The organism is Corynebacterium sp. HMSC064H12 (assembly GCF_001809925.1).
In the GTDB taxonomy this organism is placed as follows: Bacteria; Actinomycetota; Actinomycetes; order Mycobacteriales; family Mycobacteriaceae; genus Corynebacterium; species Corynebacterium jeikeium_D.
Map to the genome: position 1 here is coordinate 48,445 of NZ_KV799336.1, position 15,800 is coordinate 64,244.

Annotated in this window: 14 protein-coding genes; 10 read left to right on the top strand and 4 right to left on the bottom strand. The window is 58.0% G+C overall.

Features of this window, described 5'->3' with window-relative positions:
* Positions 1-61: 61 nt before the first annotated feature.
* The 5 genes from HMPREF2681_RS04105 to HMPREF2681_RS04125 all read left to right on the top strand — a co-directional run bounded on the left by HMPREF2681_RS04105 (position 62) and on the right by HMPREF2681_RS04125 (position 4,558).
* Positions 62-451 (top strand): hypothetical protein, encoded by a 390-nt coding sequence (locus tag HMPREF2681_RS04105; RefSeq protein WP_141746273.1) that lies wholly within the window; start codon positions 62-64, stop codon positions 449-451.
* Positions 452-468: 17 nt separating this feature from the next.
* Positions 469-1,179, top strand: coding sequence for a YceI family protein (locus HMPREF2681_RS04110; RefSeq protein ID WP_070546151.1), 711 nt, complete (start codon positions 469-471; stop codon positions 1,177-1,179).
* A 182-nt stretch (positions 1,180-1,361) separates the two neighbouring features.
* A complete protein-coding gene (locus HMPREF2681_RS04115; protein ID WP_070546153.1) occupies positions 1,362-1,580 on the top strand; it encodes a hypothetical protein in 219 nt (72 codons plus the stop codon).
* A 500-nt stretch (positions 1,581-2,080) separates the two neighbouring features.
* Positions 2,081-3,517, top strand: coding sequence for a hemolysin family protein (locus HMPREF2681_RS04120; protein WP_070546155.1), 1,437 nt, complete (start codon positions 2,081-2,083; stop codon positions 3,515-3,517).
* A 3-nt stretch (positions 3,518-3,520) separates the two neighbouring features.
* Positions 3,521-4,558 (top strand): hemolysin family protein, encoded by a 1,038-nt coding sequence (locus HMPREF2681_RS04125; RefSeq protein ID WP_070546157.1) that lies wholly within the window; start codon positions 3,521-3,523, stop codon positions 4,556-4,558.
* Positions 4,559-4,622: 64 nt separating this feature from the next.
* Here the strand turns inward: HMPREF2681_RS04125 and tpx are convergent, their stop codons facing one another.
* Positions 4,623-5,120 (bottom strand): thiol peroxidase, encoded by a 498-nt coding sequence (gene tpx / locus HMPREF2681_RS04130; protein WP_049193539.1) that lies wholly within the window; start codon positions 5,118-5,120, stop codon positions 4,623-4,625.
* 174 nt (positions 5,121-5,294) lie between these two features.
* Here tpx and HMPREF2681_RS04135 point away from each other — a divergent pair, with 174 nt between their 5' ends.
* The gene (locus tag HMPREF2681_RS04135; RefSeq protein WP_005511316.1) at positions 5,295-5,579 is read left to right on the top strand and encodes an Lrp/AsnC family transcriptional regulator; all 285 of its coding nucleotides are present in this window, start codon (positions 5,295-5,297) and stop codon (positions 5,577-5,579) included.
* A 38-nt stretch (positions 5,580-5,617) separates the two neighbouring features.
* Here the strand turns inward: HMPREF2681_RS04135 and HMPREF2681_RS04140 are convergent, their stop codons facing one another.
* Positions 5,618-7,327 carry an FAD-binding dehydrogenase gene (locus tag HMPREF2681_RS04140; protein ID WP_070546159.1) on the bottom strand — a complete coding sequence of 570 codons (1,710 nt, stop codon included), beginning with the start codon at positions 7,325-7,327 and terminating at the stop codon, positions 5,618-5,620.
* A gap of 117 nt (positions 7,328-7,444) precedes the next feature.
* Positions 7,445-8,899 (bottom strand): class I SAM-dependent methyltransferase, encoded by a 1,455-nt coding sequence (locus HMPREF2681_RS04145; protein ID WP_049170499.1) that lies wholly within the window; start codon positions 8,897-8,899, stop codon positions 7,445-7,447.
* 187 nt (positions 8,900-9,086) lie between these two features.
* Here HMPREF2681_RS04145 and HMPREF2681_RS04150 point away from each other — a divergent pair, with 187 nt between their 5' ends.
* The gene (locus tag HMPREF2681_RS04150; protein WP_048734034.1) at positions 9,087-10,508 is read left to right on the top strand and encodes an NAD(P)/FAD-dependent oxidoreductase; all 1,422 of its coding nucleotides are present in this window, start codon (positions 9,087-9,089) and stop codon (positions 10,506-10,508) included.
* A gap of 92 nt (positions 10,509-10,600) precedes the next feature.
* Here the strand turns inward: HMPREF2681_RS04150 and HMPREF2681_RS04155 are convergent, their stop codons facing one another.
* Positions 10,601-11,164 (bottom strand): PaaI family thioesterase, encoded by a 564-nt coding sequence (locus tag HMPREF2681_RS04155; protein WP_224433479.1) that lies wholly within the window; start codon positions 11,162-11,164, stop codon positions 10,601-10,603.
* 105 nt (positions 11,165-11,269) lie between these two features.
* Between HMPREF2681_RS04155 and gndA the strand changes: the two genes are divergently transcribed.
* From gndA to HMPREF2681_RS04170, 3 genes are all read left to right on the top strand, one after another.
* Positions 11,270-12,721 (top strand): NADP-dependent phosphogluconate dehydrogenase, encoded by a 1,452-nt coding sequence (gndA, locus tag HMPREF2681_RS04160; protein ID WP_070429693.1) that lies wholly within the window; start codon positions 11,270-11,272, stop codon positions 12,719-12,721.
* A gap of 47 nt (positions 12,722-12,768) precedes the next feature.
* A complete protein-coding gene (locus HMPREF2681_RS04165; RefSeq protein ID WP_070546160.1) occupies positions 12,769-14,382 on the top strand; it encodes a bifunctional hydroxymethylpyrimidine kinase/phosphomethylpyrimidine kinase in 1,614 nt (537 codons plus the stop codon).
* Positions 14,383-14,462: 80 nt separating this feature from the next.
* A complete protein-coding gene (locus HMPREF2681_RS04170) occupies positions 14,463-15,797 on the top strand; it encodes a DEAD/DEAH box helicase (RefSeq protein WP_222865657.1) in 1,335 nt (444 codons plus the stop codon).
* Positions 15,798-15,800: the final 3 nt, after the last annotated feature.

Sequence of the window (15,800 nt, forward strand, 5' to 3'; positions counted from 1 at the left end):
TAGAAATACTAGACCACACATTATAACGCCTTAGTCAGCATTCATGCCATAATTGACTTCTGTGTCAGATCAAAAGCCGAGCACAACTATCGCCAATTGCCAGTGGTGTGGCCGCGAAATGGAGGTCGCGATCCGCGGTCGCCGGCGCAAATTCTGCAGCCAAGCCTGCCGGCAGCGCGCGTATGAAAAACGCACCGGCGTAGCAAAAGGCGCCTCCAGGCCGATTGCCGAACGAATCAATTCGGATCTCACGCTGAAGACCACCGATGCCACGAGCAGGTCGGCGGGCGATGACGTCGTAAAGCGAATAGGGGACGGGCTCTTCGAAGTACGTTGTCTCGCCGAAGACTTGCGCACCGCGCTTGACGACGACATGGAGACTTCCGTCCTACAGGAGATTACGCAGGAATTGATTATGAAAACGCGTGAGGTGGAACGGTTTATCCCATAGCGGATTAAAAGGATAGGATGAGCACTATGAATTCTGGTGTCCGTAAATCAATTATTACTTTGATAGCCGTTGCAGTTGTTGCGCTCGCAATTGTTATTGTGGGACCAGTTTTGTATCGCGTTTTCACGCATGAAGGGGTGCGTACTGGGGATTTCGAGGCTAACGAGCTGCCTGCAGCAACGACTGACGCGAATGGCACCTGGAAGATTGTCGGTGGCGATAACTCACAGAACACCTCCGTTGGCTTTACTTTTAACGAGGTGCTGCCAGGCAGTAGGCGGACGACGTCCGGTTCCACCCACGATGTCACTGGCGAGCTGAAGGTTGCTAACAACAATCTTGAGGACGCATCCGTTGTTGTTGACATGGCAACTCTGACTAGCGATATTGAACGTCGTGACATCAATGTCCGCAACAATATTTTCAGCGTTGAGCAGTACCCAGAAGCTAAGTTTGAGCTTGCAGAGCCGCTCGATATTTCAAGCATTCCAGATAACGGCCAATGGGCAAATATCGAGATTCCGGGACGCCTGACCATTCGCGGTGTCACCAATGATGTCACCGTGCCAATGAAGGTCGCTCGCACCGAAAACCTGGTTTTGCTGTCGGGCACCTTGCCAATCAACCGCCTGGATTACAACGTGCGCCTGCCACAGTTTGTAGCTGCATCCATCGAGGAGAACGGCGAACTCAATCTACGCATTGTCGCGGAGAAGCAGGACACGTAGGTTTCGGCTAGCAGGAACGGCCATCTAAAGATTGATCGCACGAGAACGAATCTAAAAGAGGCTTCTAGCCAGGGAAAATATGCCCCGTTTCGTCACTGTGACGTAATAAAGACATTTAGTCACACACCACAGAAGTCCCGCCAAAAAACAATTTTGATAGGCCAGTTGGGAGCCGCAACAATATGAACACCTACGAAGCAATGTTGCTCGCACGAAAGGTGCGAATGGTGCTACTGATTATCTTCATTGCATTCGTGGCCTACAAGGGCGTGTGGTGGCTCGTGGCTGTTGGCATATTCCTGATTGGCATGACGCTGTGGCAGAACAAGCGACTGCGGGAAGAGATTGCCGTCCGCAACGCGGATGAGCTTGCAGCAGACACCAAGACCAATGAACAATAAGCCCGACAGCATGGATCAAGCGCCAAGGTAGAACGCGGCGGCGGAAAACGTGGCAGCCCTAGAAATTCAGAACCCCCCAGGGCTGGCCACTGTCAATATTTGTCCGATAATATACATTATGACATTTTGGCTTTAGGGGTCCGTCCTCCCCATTAGCGCCGATACCGCAGCTACCGCCAGATCTAGCCAGTCATCCAGCCAGCCAGTCAGTCAGATTGTCCCGCCAACCCGCACCGCCATGCCCACTCAGCAAACAACTATTTTTCGCTACACGGCTATTCAGGAATTTTTAGTAAAATTTCTCGCATGCCTGACCTCTCAGACACATCCAGTAGCTCCGACAGACCCGATACGTCAGACACGTCAGATAGAGCTGACTCGTCCGACGACCCTGAGCCTCGAACCAAGGTAAACGGGCTCTCTGTAGCCGCAGTAAGCGCAATAACCGTAGCAACCGCAACATCCTCAGCGAACGCAGCAAACACTCCAGGTGATGCCGCGTGATTGTATCCGCGCTCATTGTATTCGCAGCTTTTCTTTTTCTCGTTTTCGCCAACGCAGTTTTCGTTGCTGTCGAGTTTTCCTACCTCACGGTTAATAGGAATGACGTCAAGAAGGCCGCAGACTCCGGCTCAAAGTCCGCATATTTAGTAGACCGTGCTCTATCACGCACCTCTACTAACCTCTCCGGCGCACAGCTGGGAATTACGGTCACCAGCCTCGTCGCTGGTTTTCTTACCGGTCCTTCCCTCGGCGTGCTCCTCGAAGCCGCTTTTGGTGGCACTAGCGTCTCTCCCGCCACCGTCACTGCAATCAGCACTACGGGCGCTTTCATTATCGCAACCTTCACTCAAATGGTCTTTGGTGAACTCGTTCCCAAAAACTGGGCCATCGCCGAGCCCATCAAAGTCGCAAATCTCGTGGTCAGGCCGCAAAATGCCTTCATGTTTGCATTCGGCTGGCTGGTCTGGCTGCTCAACAGCGCGGCTAATTGGGTACTAAAACGGCTCGGCTTCTCCCCTGAGGAAGAGGTTGCCAGTGCCAGAACCGCGGAGGAACTCCGTGCCGTCGTCACGCGCTCTAGCGATGAAGGAAAGATTAACCCGCAGACCGCCGAGTTGGTGGCGCGATCAATTGAGTTCGGCGAGCGCACTGCGGCTGATGTGATGACGCCACGCACGCAGATTATCTTTATCGAAGATCAGAGCGTCGCAGAGATGCTGACGGTCGTCGCAGATTCTGGACATGCACGCTTCCCCGTCGTTGGCAATAGCGTCGACGACATTCGCGGCGTGGTGCATTACACCGACCTGCTCAGCGTGCCACACGCACAACGCTTGACGACGTCGGCTGCGAGCCTGGCCAAAGATGTACTCGTGGTAAATGACTCGACCACACTTGATCCGCTGATGCGTCAACTGCGTGAGGATGCATACCAGTTCGCGGTGGTTGTCGATGAGTACGGCGGCACGGACGGCATTGTGACGTTGGAGGATCTCGTCGAGGAAATCGTCGGTGAAATTGACGATGAACAGGACGATCGTTCGTTGCTCTACAGCCGGATTAGCCCCAATACGGTGATTGTTTCCGGTCTCATGCGCCCTGATGAGTTGGGAGAGATCCTAAACCTGGTCCTGCCGGAGGGCGAAGAATCCGACACTATTGGTGGATTTATCACCGAACGCTTGGATCGCATGCCTCGCTTCGGCGACACGATTACGGTCGAAGCCACCGACCACGAAAACCTCGATGAGGAGAACTTGCCTACCACCGCTGAAGTTGCATTTCGAGTCGAGCGCATGGCGCGTCACCGCGTTGGCCGTATTCGTGTCCAGGTGGACCGCGCCGGCAACAAGGTCACGCGCACGGATGAAGGCGCTCACCAGGACGGAACCAGTCACAACCACGTCGAGCACAACAGCGAAAAGGAGGGCTAGAACATGCCACTACTTACTCTTATTTTGCTGTTGGCCCTCAATGCCTGGTTTGTCGCCGCTGAATTTGCGATGGTCTCGGCTCGCCGCGATCAAATTGAACCGGATGCCGTCAGCGGCTCTACCAGCGCAAAGTACGCGCTGCGCGGTATCGAAAACGTGTCGGTCTCCCTGGCGGCAACACAGCTGGGCATTACCGCCTGTTCCCTGCTCATCGGTGCCGTCGGCGAGCCTGCGATTGCGCACTTCTTCGAGCCCTACATGACAGCGCTGGGACTCCCCGCGGGCACCGCCCACGTGGTTGCGCTGGCGTTGGCGCTGCTGATTGTCACTTTCTTACACATGGTTGTCGGCGAAATGGTGCCGAAGAACATCGCTATTGCGGCCCCCAGCCCGACGGCGAAGTTCGTGGCTATTCCGCTGTATGTGATTGTGCGGGTGCTCAATCCGGTTATCTGGGCGATGAATACGACCGCGAACATCGTGGTTCGCAAGATTCTTCGCGCCACTCCGAAGGACGAGGTCGATTCCTCCTTCACCGCTAGTCAGGTGCAGGATTTCGTCGCCGAGTCCGGGCGTCAGGGCCTTCTCGACAATGACGAGCTCGCGCTCCTCCACAAAGCTCTCGGCTTCGAGCATCTCACCGCCGCGGATGTCACTATGCAACTCGACACCCTCGTTACCATTGGCCCCGACGCCACCGTCGCCGACATCGAAGAGCTCAGCGCACGCACGCGCTTTTCCCGCTTCCCCATCACCGATGCCGATGGCAGCTTCATCGGCTACCTTCATGTCAAGGATTTGCTCTCGCTTGACGACGGTCACCGCGACCGACCCTTCCCGCGGAATCTGATTCGCACCTTCGCAAGCGTCAGCCCGGATGCCAAGCTCCAGACGGTCATGCGGCTGATGCAGCGCGAGCAGGCTCACTTTGCCTTGGTGACGGAGGAAAATAGTACTTCGGAGAACTCTGTCAGCGGAATCGTTGCGCTGGAGGACGTACTAGAAGAGCTCGTCGGCGAAGTCCGCCAGGCAACAGCCTAGCGCGTGCGCCGACGAGCCCCGTCGATTCCAGCTGGTTACTTGCTGCTGAAAGCTTGTTAGCTAATTACTTCAGTGCAGCCAGTGCGGAGTCGTAGTCCGGCTCCGTGGTGATCTCATCGACCAGCTGGTTGTAAATGACCTTGCCCTCTTCGTCAGTGACGACTACGGCACGAGCAAGCAGGCCAGCGAGCGGGCCATCCTGCTGGACAACACCGAAGGCTTCGCCGAAGCCGTGGCGGAAGTCCGAGGCAACCTCAACGTTGTCCAGGCCTTCTGCAGCGCAGAAGCGGCCGAGAGCGAACGGCAGGTCACGCGAAACATTAACCACGACGGTGTTGTCCAGCCCAGCAGCGTCCTCGTTGAAGTGACGCACCGAAGCTGCACAAACACCGGTGTCTACCGACGGGAAGATGTTGTAGACGACCTTCTTACCAGCGAAGGTCTCATTGGTGACCTCGGCGAGGTCACCACCGGTGAGGGTAAACTCCGGAGCCTTGTTGCCCACCTGGGGCAGGTCTCCGGAAAGCTGGACTGGGTTGGACTGAAATGCGGTTTGTGTCATAGCGCCCTTTTTACCGCCTTTCGTCCGGATCCTCCAGGCTGTTTCCTGGAAATCAGTAGAATCGTGACAGAAATGAAATTCCGGGCCGCAGTATCTTGAGCAATCTTTCGTACCTTGCGGTCCGGGCCACGCTATTCAGCGGGCCCCACGTTTATACTCCGAGGAAAGGCAGCCATGAGTTTGATTACCGCAATTGTGTCCATCGATGTCGAAGCTGACAAGATTCCGGAGGCCGCCGAGACCATCGTCGAGATCGACGGCGTGACTGAGGTCTACTCCGTTACTGGTGACTGGGACTTGGTCGTCGTGGTGCGCGCAACTAATCACGATGATTTGGCGGAAATCATTCCAAATCTCATCAGCAAGGTCGACGGTGTTATTCGCACTCAGACTCAGCTGGCTTTCCGCACCTACTCTCAGCACGACCTGGAAAGTGCATTCTCCATCGGGCTGGAGTAGCCGCGGATTCTTCCACCGAGCCGTGCGGTATGCGGGAGCTACTTAACCACTTCCGCCATCGCGCGGCCTGCCTGGCGGCCACTGAAAATACAGCCGCCCAGGAATGTACCTTCCAGCGCGTTGTTGCCGTGAACGCCACCGCCACCGAAGCCAGAGGCCTCGCCTGCAGCGTAGAGCCCCTCAAAAGGTGTTCCGTCCGGGTGCAAGCACTGGCCGTCGAGGGTGGTCTCGATGCCACCGAGCGTCTTGCGGGTCAGCATGCGCAGACGAATAGCAATCAGTGGGCCGTTCTTCGGATCCAAAATCGGTGATGGCGGCACGGAGCGGATGATCTTGTCCCCGAGGAAGTTCCGGGCCACGTTGACGTAATTGACCTGGTAGTCCTTGGAGAAGGGATTACCGGTCTGCATATCGCGCTGACGAATCTGCTCCTCGAGCTTCTCCAGGTCAATCTTCGGCGCTGCGGCTCCGGACTCCCCGCCCGAGCTCGCCTCCACAATCTCGTTCATCCCCTCGACCAGCTTTGGCAGATTGTCGGCAACCACCCAGTCTTCGCCGTTGTCCATGAACGCCTGAATAGGTGCGGCAACACCAGAGGTCACCTTGCCAATCAGCTTCTTGATCTCCTTGTCGGTCAGATCCGGATTCTGTTCTGAGCCAGAGAAAATAAACTCCTTGCCCACGATGTTCTTATTCAGCACAAACCAGGAATACGAGTGTCCGGTGGCCAGAATGTGCTTCATCGTGCCGACAGTATCGGCGCCCGGAATATATGGCGCTGGCAGGCGGCTTCCTTCTGCGTCAAACCACATGGCCGACGGCCCCGGGATGATACGGATACCGTGATTCGGCCACACGGGATTCCAGTTCTTCATGCCCTCGGTGTAATGCCACATGCGGTCACGGTTGACGAGGTTTGCGCCGGCCTGCTCTGCAATCTCGATACCACGGCCGTCAACATGCTCTGGCACACCGCAGACCATGTCCTTCGGCATCTCGCCCAGGCGCTCGGTCGGCCAGCACTTACGCACGGCTTCCAGGTTGCCGCCAACACCGCCCGTCGCAATGCACACGGCCGACCCGCGGATCTCAAAGTCCTCCCCTGTTTCCTCGCGTGACGACGCCACTCCTCGCTCTAAAGATTCACAGGGAACCAGAATCTTGCCACGCACGCCGACGGCGCGGCCATCTTCGACAATCAACTCGTCAACGCGGTGGCGATGGCAGTATTCCACCAGCCCCTTCTTCGCAGCTTCAGCGACCGGCTCTGCGAATACGCGGACGATTTCGGGGCCTGTGCCCCAGGTGAGGTGGAATCGGGGTACCGAGTTGCCGTGACCGTCGGCACGCCCTTCACCGCGCTCAGCCCACCCGACGACAGGCAGGAACTTCACGCCGAGATTGCGGAGGTAGTCACGCTTCTCCCCTGCCGCGAAGTTCAGGTAGGCCTTGGCCCACTTGCGTCCCCAGTTGTCTTCCTCGCGGTCGAACTGCGCGGAGTTGAACCAGTCAGCTTCAGCGAGCTCGCGGTTGTCCTTGACTCCCAGGCGGCGCTGCTCTGGCGAGTCGACGAGAAAGATTCCTCCCAGCGACCAGAAAGCCTGTCCGCCGAGGTTGTTGGCATTCTCCTGATCGACAAGGATGACCTTCTTGCCGGCCTGCGTGGCCTCATACGTCGCGACCAATCCGGCAAGTCCGGCGCCGACGACAACAATGTCTGCAGTACGTGTGGTGCTCTGAGCGTTCATAGTTTCGTTTTTAGACCCTAAACATCACCTTTGAGGTGGTTTTGCCTAAAAACGTGATTTATTTTTACAGGCATTATTTATCTGGCGAATTTCCAACGCGCCCGGAGCCGCCCACTGCTAGTGAGGCCTGCGTGGCGCATGCACGAGCTCGACCTGTACGAGCGTGACTTTCTCTGCGCGCACGAGCGCTTCAAACAGCGACAGATAGTAATTCCACATCCTCCGGAACACTCTGTCGTAGCCGATACCAGCGGCTTCGCGCGCATGCGCCGCAAAGAAATCTCGCTGGAGCTGCAAGGTCGTCGCGAAGTGCGCCGGAATGTACTCTTCCGCCGCGATACGCAGGCCGGTTTCCCGGTCCACCATCTTGCGCAGCTCTTCCATGGTGAAAAGCTGCAGCTGCGGCCACACGTAAGCGCGTACGAGGTCCAAGCTGCGCTCGGCGAGCGCATCGAATTTGTCCGTCGCTACCACCATTTGGACTACGATGGTGCCGCGGTCGACAAGCAGACGCTCGGCGCTCTTCAGCCAGCGCAGCGCACCTGCACGACCGAAGGTCTCCAGACGCCCGACGTTGATAACCGCCTCGAAGTCGGACTCGAATTCGCGTGGCGACGGAATGTTGCGATCCATCTGGATCACATCGACCGCGCCGCGCAATCCGGCTTTTTCCACCCGTTCCAGCACCGTTTCGGTGTGGTCATCAGAGACGGTAATAACCTCCGCGCCCGCTCCTCTTTCTGCAGCCCGAAGGGAAATTTCTCCGCCTGCCGACGGCCATTCGGCGACACGGTCTCCGGCCCGGACTCGAGCAAGATCGAGGATGTGCTCAATATTGCGCACCTGGGCATGCAGAAAATCGGCACGCGCGACGGATTTCGGGGCATCGACATAAGTCACGTCAACTGACCAGTGCGAGGGAACCCCACCCTTGCCAGCACCACGGGCATAGTTTTGAATCTGTTCCCGCGACGAGGTTCGCACTCCGGAGGCGAACAGGCCGGAACCGCCCATCAGCAATTCGCCGGAATAGAGCTCGAGCAATGAGGTCGGCAACTCTCCCGCCATATCTGGCCCATCGAGACGCGGACGTGAACGCGCGACTTTCATCAGACCACGTGCCAGCGGCCCCAACGAAGCAATATCAAGCTCGGCGCTGAGCAGTCGGCTGAGAAGCTCTGGCAAATCATCACTGGACCATTCGCCCGCGAGATAGGCCTCCCCCAATCCGAGCCATTCTGAATCAGCTAGTCGAGAATAGAAAACAGGATCAATGACGCTGAAAACGACTGGACGAAACGATTCAGAACTAGTGGGAGATTCACTGCCGCCGCTAGAGCTGGCACCACCGACTCCGTCGATAGCCAAATCGGCGTCACCCGTCGACCGAGTAATGAAAGACTCCCCGACAAACTCACCGGATTCAACCAGTTCAATGCCGTTATCCTGGCAGAGTCGCTCAAAAGAGCGTTCCATCATTTCGGCACGTTTCGCTAGAAAACGCCCCTCTGGAATACGCGCAACCCGAGGCCATCGCTCTGCGTCAATTGCCTGCCGGCTTGCCGAATTCACCCTGCCCGAACCTCCTAACAATCGCGCCGCATAAAGGTACGAATAACGAACTGAGTTTGCTCTCGCAGCCTACCGCGCAGGGACCCAGAATAGGCGGTGGCGCACCGAGAGGATTACTATTGTGGCTTGCCGGCTAAAAGCCGAATCTAAAACTTCGAGAACTTTCAAGTCTGTGAGGAGAAAATACATGACCGAGACTCCGTACCGCCCGCACTCCGGACGCCCGCACGTGGTCGTCATCGGTTCGGGTTTCGGTGGCTTGTTCGCGGCGAAGAAGTTGCAGGGCGCCGAGGTCGACGTCACTCTCATCGACCGCACTAACCACCACCTGTTCCAGCCACTGCTCTACCAGGTAGCAACGGGCATCCTGTCCTCGGGCGAAATCGCTCCGTCCACTCGTACAATCTTCGACGGTGTTCAGAACGTTCGTGTTGTCAAGGGCGATGTCACCGACATCGACGTCGAAAAGCAGGTTGTGACTTCGGAACTGGGTCACCAGACTTCCAAGTGGGAATACGACCACCTCCTGGTTGCCGCTGGCGCTGGCCAGTCCTACTTCGGCAATGATCACTTTGCCGAGTTTGCTCCGGGCATGAAGAACATCGACGACGCACTCGAAATCCGTGCCCGCATCATCGGCGCGTTTGAGCGCGCCGAGCTGACCGACGATCCGGCTGAGCGCGAGCGCCTGCTGACCTTCGTTGTTGTCGGCGCTGGTCCGACTGGTGTTGAGCTTGCTGGCCAGCTGGCCGAGCTGGCTAACCGCACCCTCGCATCGTCCTACCGCAGCTACAACCCGCACGCTGCACGCGTCGTCCTGCTCGACGGCGCACCGCAGGTTCTGCCGCCGTTTGGCAAGCGTCTGGGCCGCAAGGCTCAGAAGTCCCTGGAGAAGATGGGCGTCATCGTCAAGCTGGGCGCGATGGTGACTGACGTCAATGAAGAGGGAGTCACCTACAAGAACATGAAGGATGGAACCGAGGAGTTCATCCCGTCGTTCTGCAAGATTTGGTCCGCCGGCGTGTCCGCTTCCCCGCTGGGCAAGATGATTGCCGAGCAGACTGGCGCCGAGACCGACCGCGCTGGCCGTGTCGTTGTCAACGAGGACATGACAGCTGGTGACTACAAGAACGTCTACGTCGTGGGCGACATGTCCAACCGCGAGAACCTGCCGGGTGTTGCTCAGGTTGCTATTCAGGGTGGCGAGTACGTCGCCGCCAACATTGCAGCTGAGGCCGACGGCCGCGACGTCGCTGAGCGTCAGCCGTTCGAGTACTTCGATAAGGGCTCCATGGCAACCGTCTCCCGCTTCTCCGCAGTGGTGAAGATGGGCAAGGTTGAGGTCACCGGCTTCATCGGCTGGATTCTGTGGCTGGCCGTCCACCTGATGTTCCTGGTGGGCTTCCGCAACCGCCTCGTCTCCTGCGTCAGCTGGGGCCTGAACGTCCTGGACCGCAACCGTTGGCAGATGGTTTCCACCCGCCAGCAGATGTACGCACGCAACGCCATCGACCGCCTGGCCGAGTTCAACAAGGACAAGGCTGAGCAGGATCTGCCGCTGGAGGTTCGCGACACTCGCCGCGAGCACCGCGCAAAAAGGAACAAGTAGTTAACTTGCAGGTGGCCAGATTAGAAAACAGCTAATCACGACAAGCCACCTGCGAGCTTCCTACCAGGCCCGTTACCACCTATAACGATTTGCTACAGCGGCTTGTCGAGTACCGCAATTCGTAGGTTGGTGCGGGCCAGCAGTTTTTCATCTGCCTTGCGGGTGTGCTCAATACGCCACAGTTGCATGGTGCGCCCCAGGTACTCTGGCTCCGCCGTGGTAACGATTACCTCGCCAGCTCGGGCGGAGCGGTAAAAATCGGTGTTATTGTTCACACCGACGACCGGCTTCTTCGCACCGCAGGCAACGAAACCAGCAATAGAGCCAGCAGTCTCACCTAGCGAGCAATAAACACCGCCATTGGCTAGGCCCCACGGTTGCAGGTGGTCGGGCCCGACCTCGAGCTCCATCTGAATTCGCTCCGGCCCGACATGGACAAACTTCGTGCCCAGCAAGGTATCTAGACCGCCGATTCCGTTATCGCCCAAGGTGCTGTTAAAAACAGCCAGCTCCTCATCGCTCAGCGCTTCCTGGCTAGCCTTCGTCGCCAGTGTCATATAATCGCGCAGCGCCTTCCTCTTCGCCTGCTCGGCGACGGAAGCTGCAGAGTTAGAGTCCTGTGAACTGCCATTATTCGCAATAGTCTCGTCAGTCATGCCAAACATTGTGCCAGCGCACGCCATCACTCGTGGCAGTTTCAACGTTAAAAGCAGTAACAATTTCTGAGTCCCAGATACAACGAACCCCGGCCAGGCTTTAAGATGGTGGGCATGACCGATAACAATGAACTCGCACAAATTGGTGTCGTCGGGCTCGCCGTCATGGGCTCGAATATCGCACGCAACTTCGCCCACAAGGGACACACCGTTGCCGTGTACAACCGCAGTCCGGAGAAAACTCGCACCCTCATCGCTGAACACGGTGATGAAGGCTCATTCATCCCGTCCGAGACCATTGAAGAGTTCGTCGCTTCGCTGGAGCGCCCGCGTCGCGCTCTGATCATGGTTCAGGCAGGTGCCGCTACTGATGCGGTCATCGATCAGCTTGCCGACGTGATGGAGCCCGGCGACATCATCATTGATGGCGGTAACTCTCTTTACACGGACACCATCCGTCGCGAGAAGGCTATTCGCGCCCGTGGCCTGCACTACGTTGGCACTGGTATTTCCGGTGGTGAAGAAGGTGCTCTGACTGGCCCATCCATTATGCCGGGTGGAACGAAGGAGTCCTACGAGTCCCTCGGCCCGCTGCTGGAGTCCATCTCCGCTCACGTTGATGGCGTTCCGTGCTGTACTCACATTTCTTCCGATGGCGCTGGCCACTTTGTAAAGATGGTCCACAACGGCATCGAGTATGCGGATATGCAGGTCATTGGCGAGGCCTACCACCTGCTGCGTGAGGCCGCTGGCCTCACCCCTGCCGAGATTGCAGATATCTTCCGCGAGTGGAATAAGGGCGACCTGGACTCCTACCTGGTCGAGATTACCGCTGAGGTTCTCTCTCAGGCCGATGAGAAGACAGGCAAGCCGCTGGTGGATGTCATCGTTGATGCTGCTGGCCAGAAGGGCACCGGCCGTTGGACGGTCAAGGCCGCTTTGGACTTGGGCATTCCAGTAACTGGTATTGGCGAGGCCGTGTTCGCTCGCGCCCTGTCGTCTTCCCTTGCTCAGCGTGAGGCTGCCCGCAACCTGCCGTCGGGAAGCCTGGCTAAGGCACCGGAAGATCGCGATGCTTTTGTGGAGCGCGTCCGTAAGGCGCTCTACGCTTCCAAGATCGTTGCCTACTCGCAGGGCTTCGATGAGATTAACGCTGGTGCCAAGGAGTACGGCTGGGAGATTGACCGCGGTGCGCTGGCGACCATCTGGCGTGGTGGCTGCATCATCCGCGCACAGTTCCTGAACCGCATCAAGGAAGCGTACGACCGCAATCCGGAGCTGCCGGCGCTGGTACTCGACGAGTACTTCCGTGACCAGGTCACCGAGTGCCTCGACGCGTGGCGCGACGTTGTCGTCACTGCAGCACAGATGGGTATCCCGGCTCCGGTGTTCTCCTCTTCGCTGGCTTACTACGACGGCCTGCGTGCGGAGCGTCTGCCGGCAGCACTGGTTCAGGGGCAGCGTGACTACTTCGGTGCGCACACTTACCAGCGTGTTGACCGCGAGGGTGCTTTCCACACCCTCTGGTCTGGCGACCGCTCCGAGGTTGAAGCGTAGTCTTGAAGTCTGTCGCTTCACGCTCTTGAAGTTAAAAGGGGTCTGAGATGCCATTTCCCAAGAAGGCAAAGCCTGATTTTGTGCCACGAGTTCTTTCCATCGCCGGCACAGACCCAACAGGTGGCGCTGGGCTCCATGCCGATTTAAAATCAATCGCCGCCGCCGGTGGTTATGGCATGGGCGTGGTCACCGCTTTGGTATCTCAGAACACCGTGGGCGTTCGTGCCGTCCACACCCCACCTGTTGACTTCCTCGTCGAGCAGCTGGCTGCTGTAACTGAGGATGTCACCATCGACGCGGTGAAGATTGGCATGTTGGGTTCACGCGAACTCACGCAGGCCGTCACCAACTGGGTTCGGGAGACCAAGCCAGCCGTGGTTGTTCTCGATCCGGTTATGGTCGCCACCTCTGGCGACCGTCTGCTTGACGAAGATGCCATGGACGCAATGCGCGACTTGGTCGCGGAAGCCACCGTCATCACGCCGAATGTTCCCGAACTGGCATTGCTTGCCGACGCCCCGGAGGCCAGCGACTTCACTGAGCTGATTGAACAGGCACTGGAGTTCGCGAGCAAAAACGATGTCATCGTGATTGCAAAGACTGGTCACTTAAGTGATGAGGAAGCCGGCAATGCCGTGGCCTTCCCCGATGGCCAGGTTTTCTTCAGCTCTTCTCCCCGCATTCACACTGAGAACACCCATGGCACGGGTTGTTCGCTGTCCGCTGCTCTAGCCACACGGATTGGTGGGGGCTCAGCGATCAACGACGCCCTGCGCTGGACTACGCGCTGGCTCAGCGAGTCCATTCGTTTCGCGGATAACCTCAACGTCGGCCAGGGGCACGGCCCCATTGACCACGGCCACAGGGCTCGTCGCCTGGAAAAGGTCGCGCTTCGCCGAATGCAACCAGTGCATCTGAACTCCAGTTTTTACCCGGAGGCCGTCGAAGGCACTGATACTGAGCAGCCGCCGAAGGAGCTGGAATCTTTCTTCGGCCACTCACTCCAGATTGCTCCGGCTGGTCCTTTTACTTCCCAGCTGTGGCGGGACATCGAGGACATCGTTGCCGAGATTGGCGGAATGTTCAGCGTCCCCACGATGCTCCGCGGCGACCTTTCCTCGGACGAAACCAACTTCTTCGTAGCGCAAGAGGCCTGGTACTTGCACCAAGTTTTCCCAGTCCTGTCGCATCTGGCAACCAAAGCACCCTGCCCGAAGGAACAGGTTCTGTGGTCGTCACTCGCACAGGAAGCCCTGGTGCGTGCGTTGGAATTGAGCAATAACGGGCTGGAAGAGACTTCTTCGGCGCTCGAGGACATCGAGCCGACAACCATCACACAGCTTTTGCTGGACGTGCATTCTTCCTGTAGCGCTTTCAACCCATATCGGGTCGCCGTAACCAGTATCGTCGCCGAAATGTGGATTGCAACCGAGCTGACTCTGCAAGGAAAATCGCTGGTTGATGAGGATTCCGCGATCGCGAACTGGGTGGAGGTGTATTCCGACCCCGAGTATGTTGACAGTGTTCAGCAGGCTCTCGAGGTCCTTGAAGAGAATATGTCTACGGCCAGCGATGCGGAGCTCAAATCTATCCGCAACATCTTCCGTCGAGCCGCCATTCTCGAGCGCGAGGCCTATGCGCAACCGGGTCGCGGTTGGTAAATGTCATGGGACGGTAGTTTTCCAGTTCACCGGACGTGCCTATTGCATGGCTGTCCGGGGATAGCGGTATTCTAACAAGCATGCCCCCTCCTGCTGAGTCCAGTGATTTCAGACAGTTGGGCACGCCGGAAGCGATTGTGAGTATTCTGCGTGCCCAGCACATAACTTCGCCTACTGCCGTGCAGGTGGCGACTTTGCCAGATGCTTTCGCTGGCAAGGACGTTCTTGCGCAGGCCCCTACAGGCTCGGGCAAAACGCTCGCATTCGGCATTCCGCTGGTCGCGTTACTCAATAACGCCTCTCCAGCGCTTCCCGGTTACCCGCGCGCGCTAATTATTTCGCCAACGCGCGAACTCGCAGATCAGATTGCTGATGTCCTGGCTGACATCGGTGCCGCTGCAGGTCTGCGTGTCTTGAGCTTGGTCGGCGGTGATTCCGTGGCCAAGCAGCAGACTCTGCTCGCGGCACCAGTCGATATCGCTGTGGTCACACCGGGTCGCGCACACGATTTGCGCCGCCGCGGTCTACTCAGCCTTGAGCACGTCCTCGCTGTCGTCGTCGACGAAGCGGACATGCTCGCTGACATGGGCTTTCTGCCCGATGTTCTGGGCCTGGTCCGTGCGTGCCCGAAGTCGGCACAGCGCATGGTCTTTTCCGCCACGATTAACGACGACGCCGCGGGGCTTATTCGCGATCGTCGCGCAAGTAGCACTGAAGTTGCGAAGCACAAGGTCACTGCCTCCCGGTTGACCATGCGCAATATGCGGCATCTGTTACTTCGGGTGGAGGACAACAACGAAGCCGACGAAGTGGTCGCCTGGATTGCCTCCCGCAAGGATCAGTGCGTCATCTTCGCCAACTCTAAGGCGCGTGTCGTGCAGCTGGCTAAGTTTCTACAGTTCTACGACATCAAGTTAGGTTTCCTCCACGGCGATCGTGGCCAGGCAACTCGTCGCGCGGTCCTCAAGGCCTTTGCCGAGGGTGAAATCAATGTCCTCGTCACCACGGATGTGGCCGCTCGTGGCATTGATATCGATGCTCTTGACTTGGTTGTGCACGCGGATCCGCCAAGGGATTCCGCGACGTATATTCACCGCTCGGGTCGGACGGCTCGTGCAGGTGCTTCCGGCACGGTAGCGATGATTGTGCGTGACCGCCAGGTTGATCAGGCCCGCGAGCTGCTGGCAGGGGCCGGCGTTGAAGCTGAAGAGCTGCGCGCCGCTCCGGGACTGCCGCGATTTGTCAAGGAACTGGGCGCACGGCGTCCGCGCCGGGCTCGTCAAGATCAGAGCCAATCGGCAGGCGGTGCTGGTGGTGCCGGTTACCGCGGGCGCGGCGGTCCGTCGGCAAGCGGAAAGAATCGTGCTGGCGGTCGCGTACACCGCCCCAAGCGAGGGAAAAAGAAGAAGAGATAATCA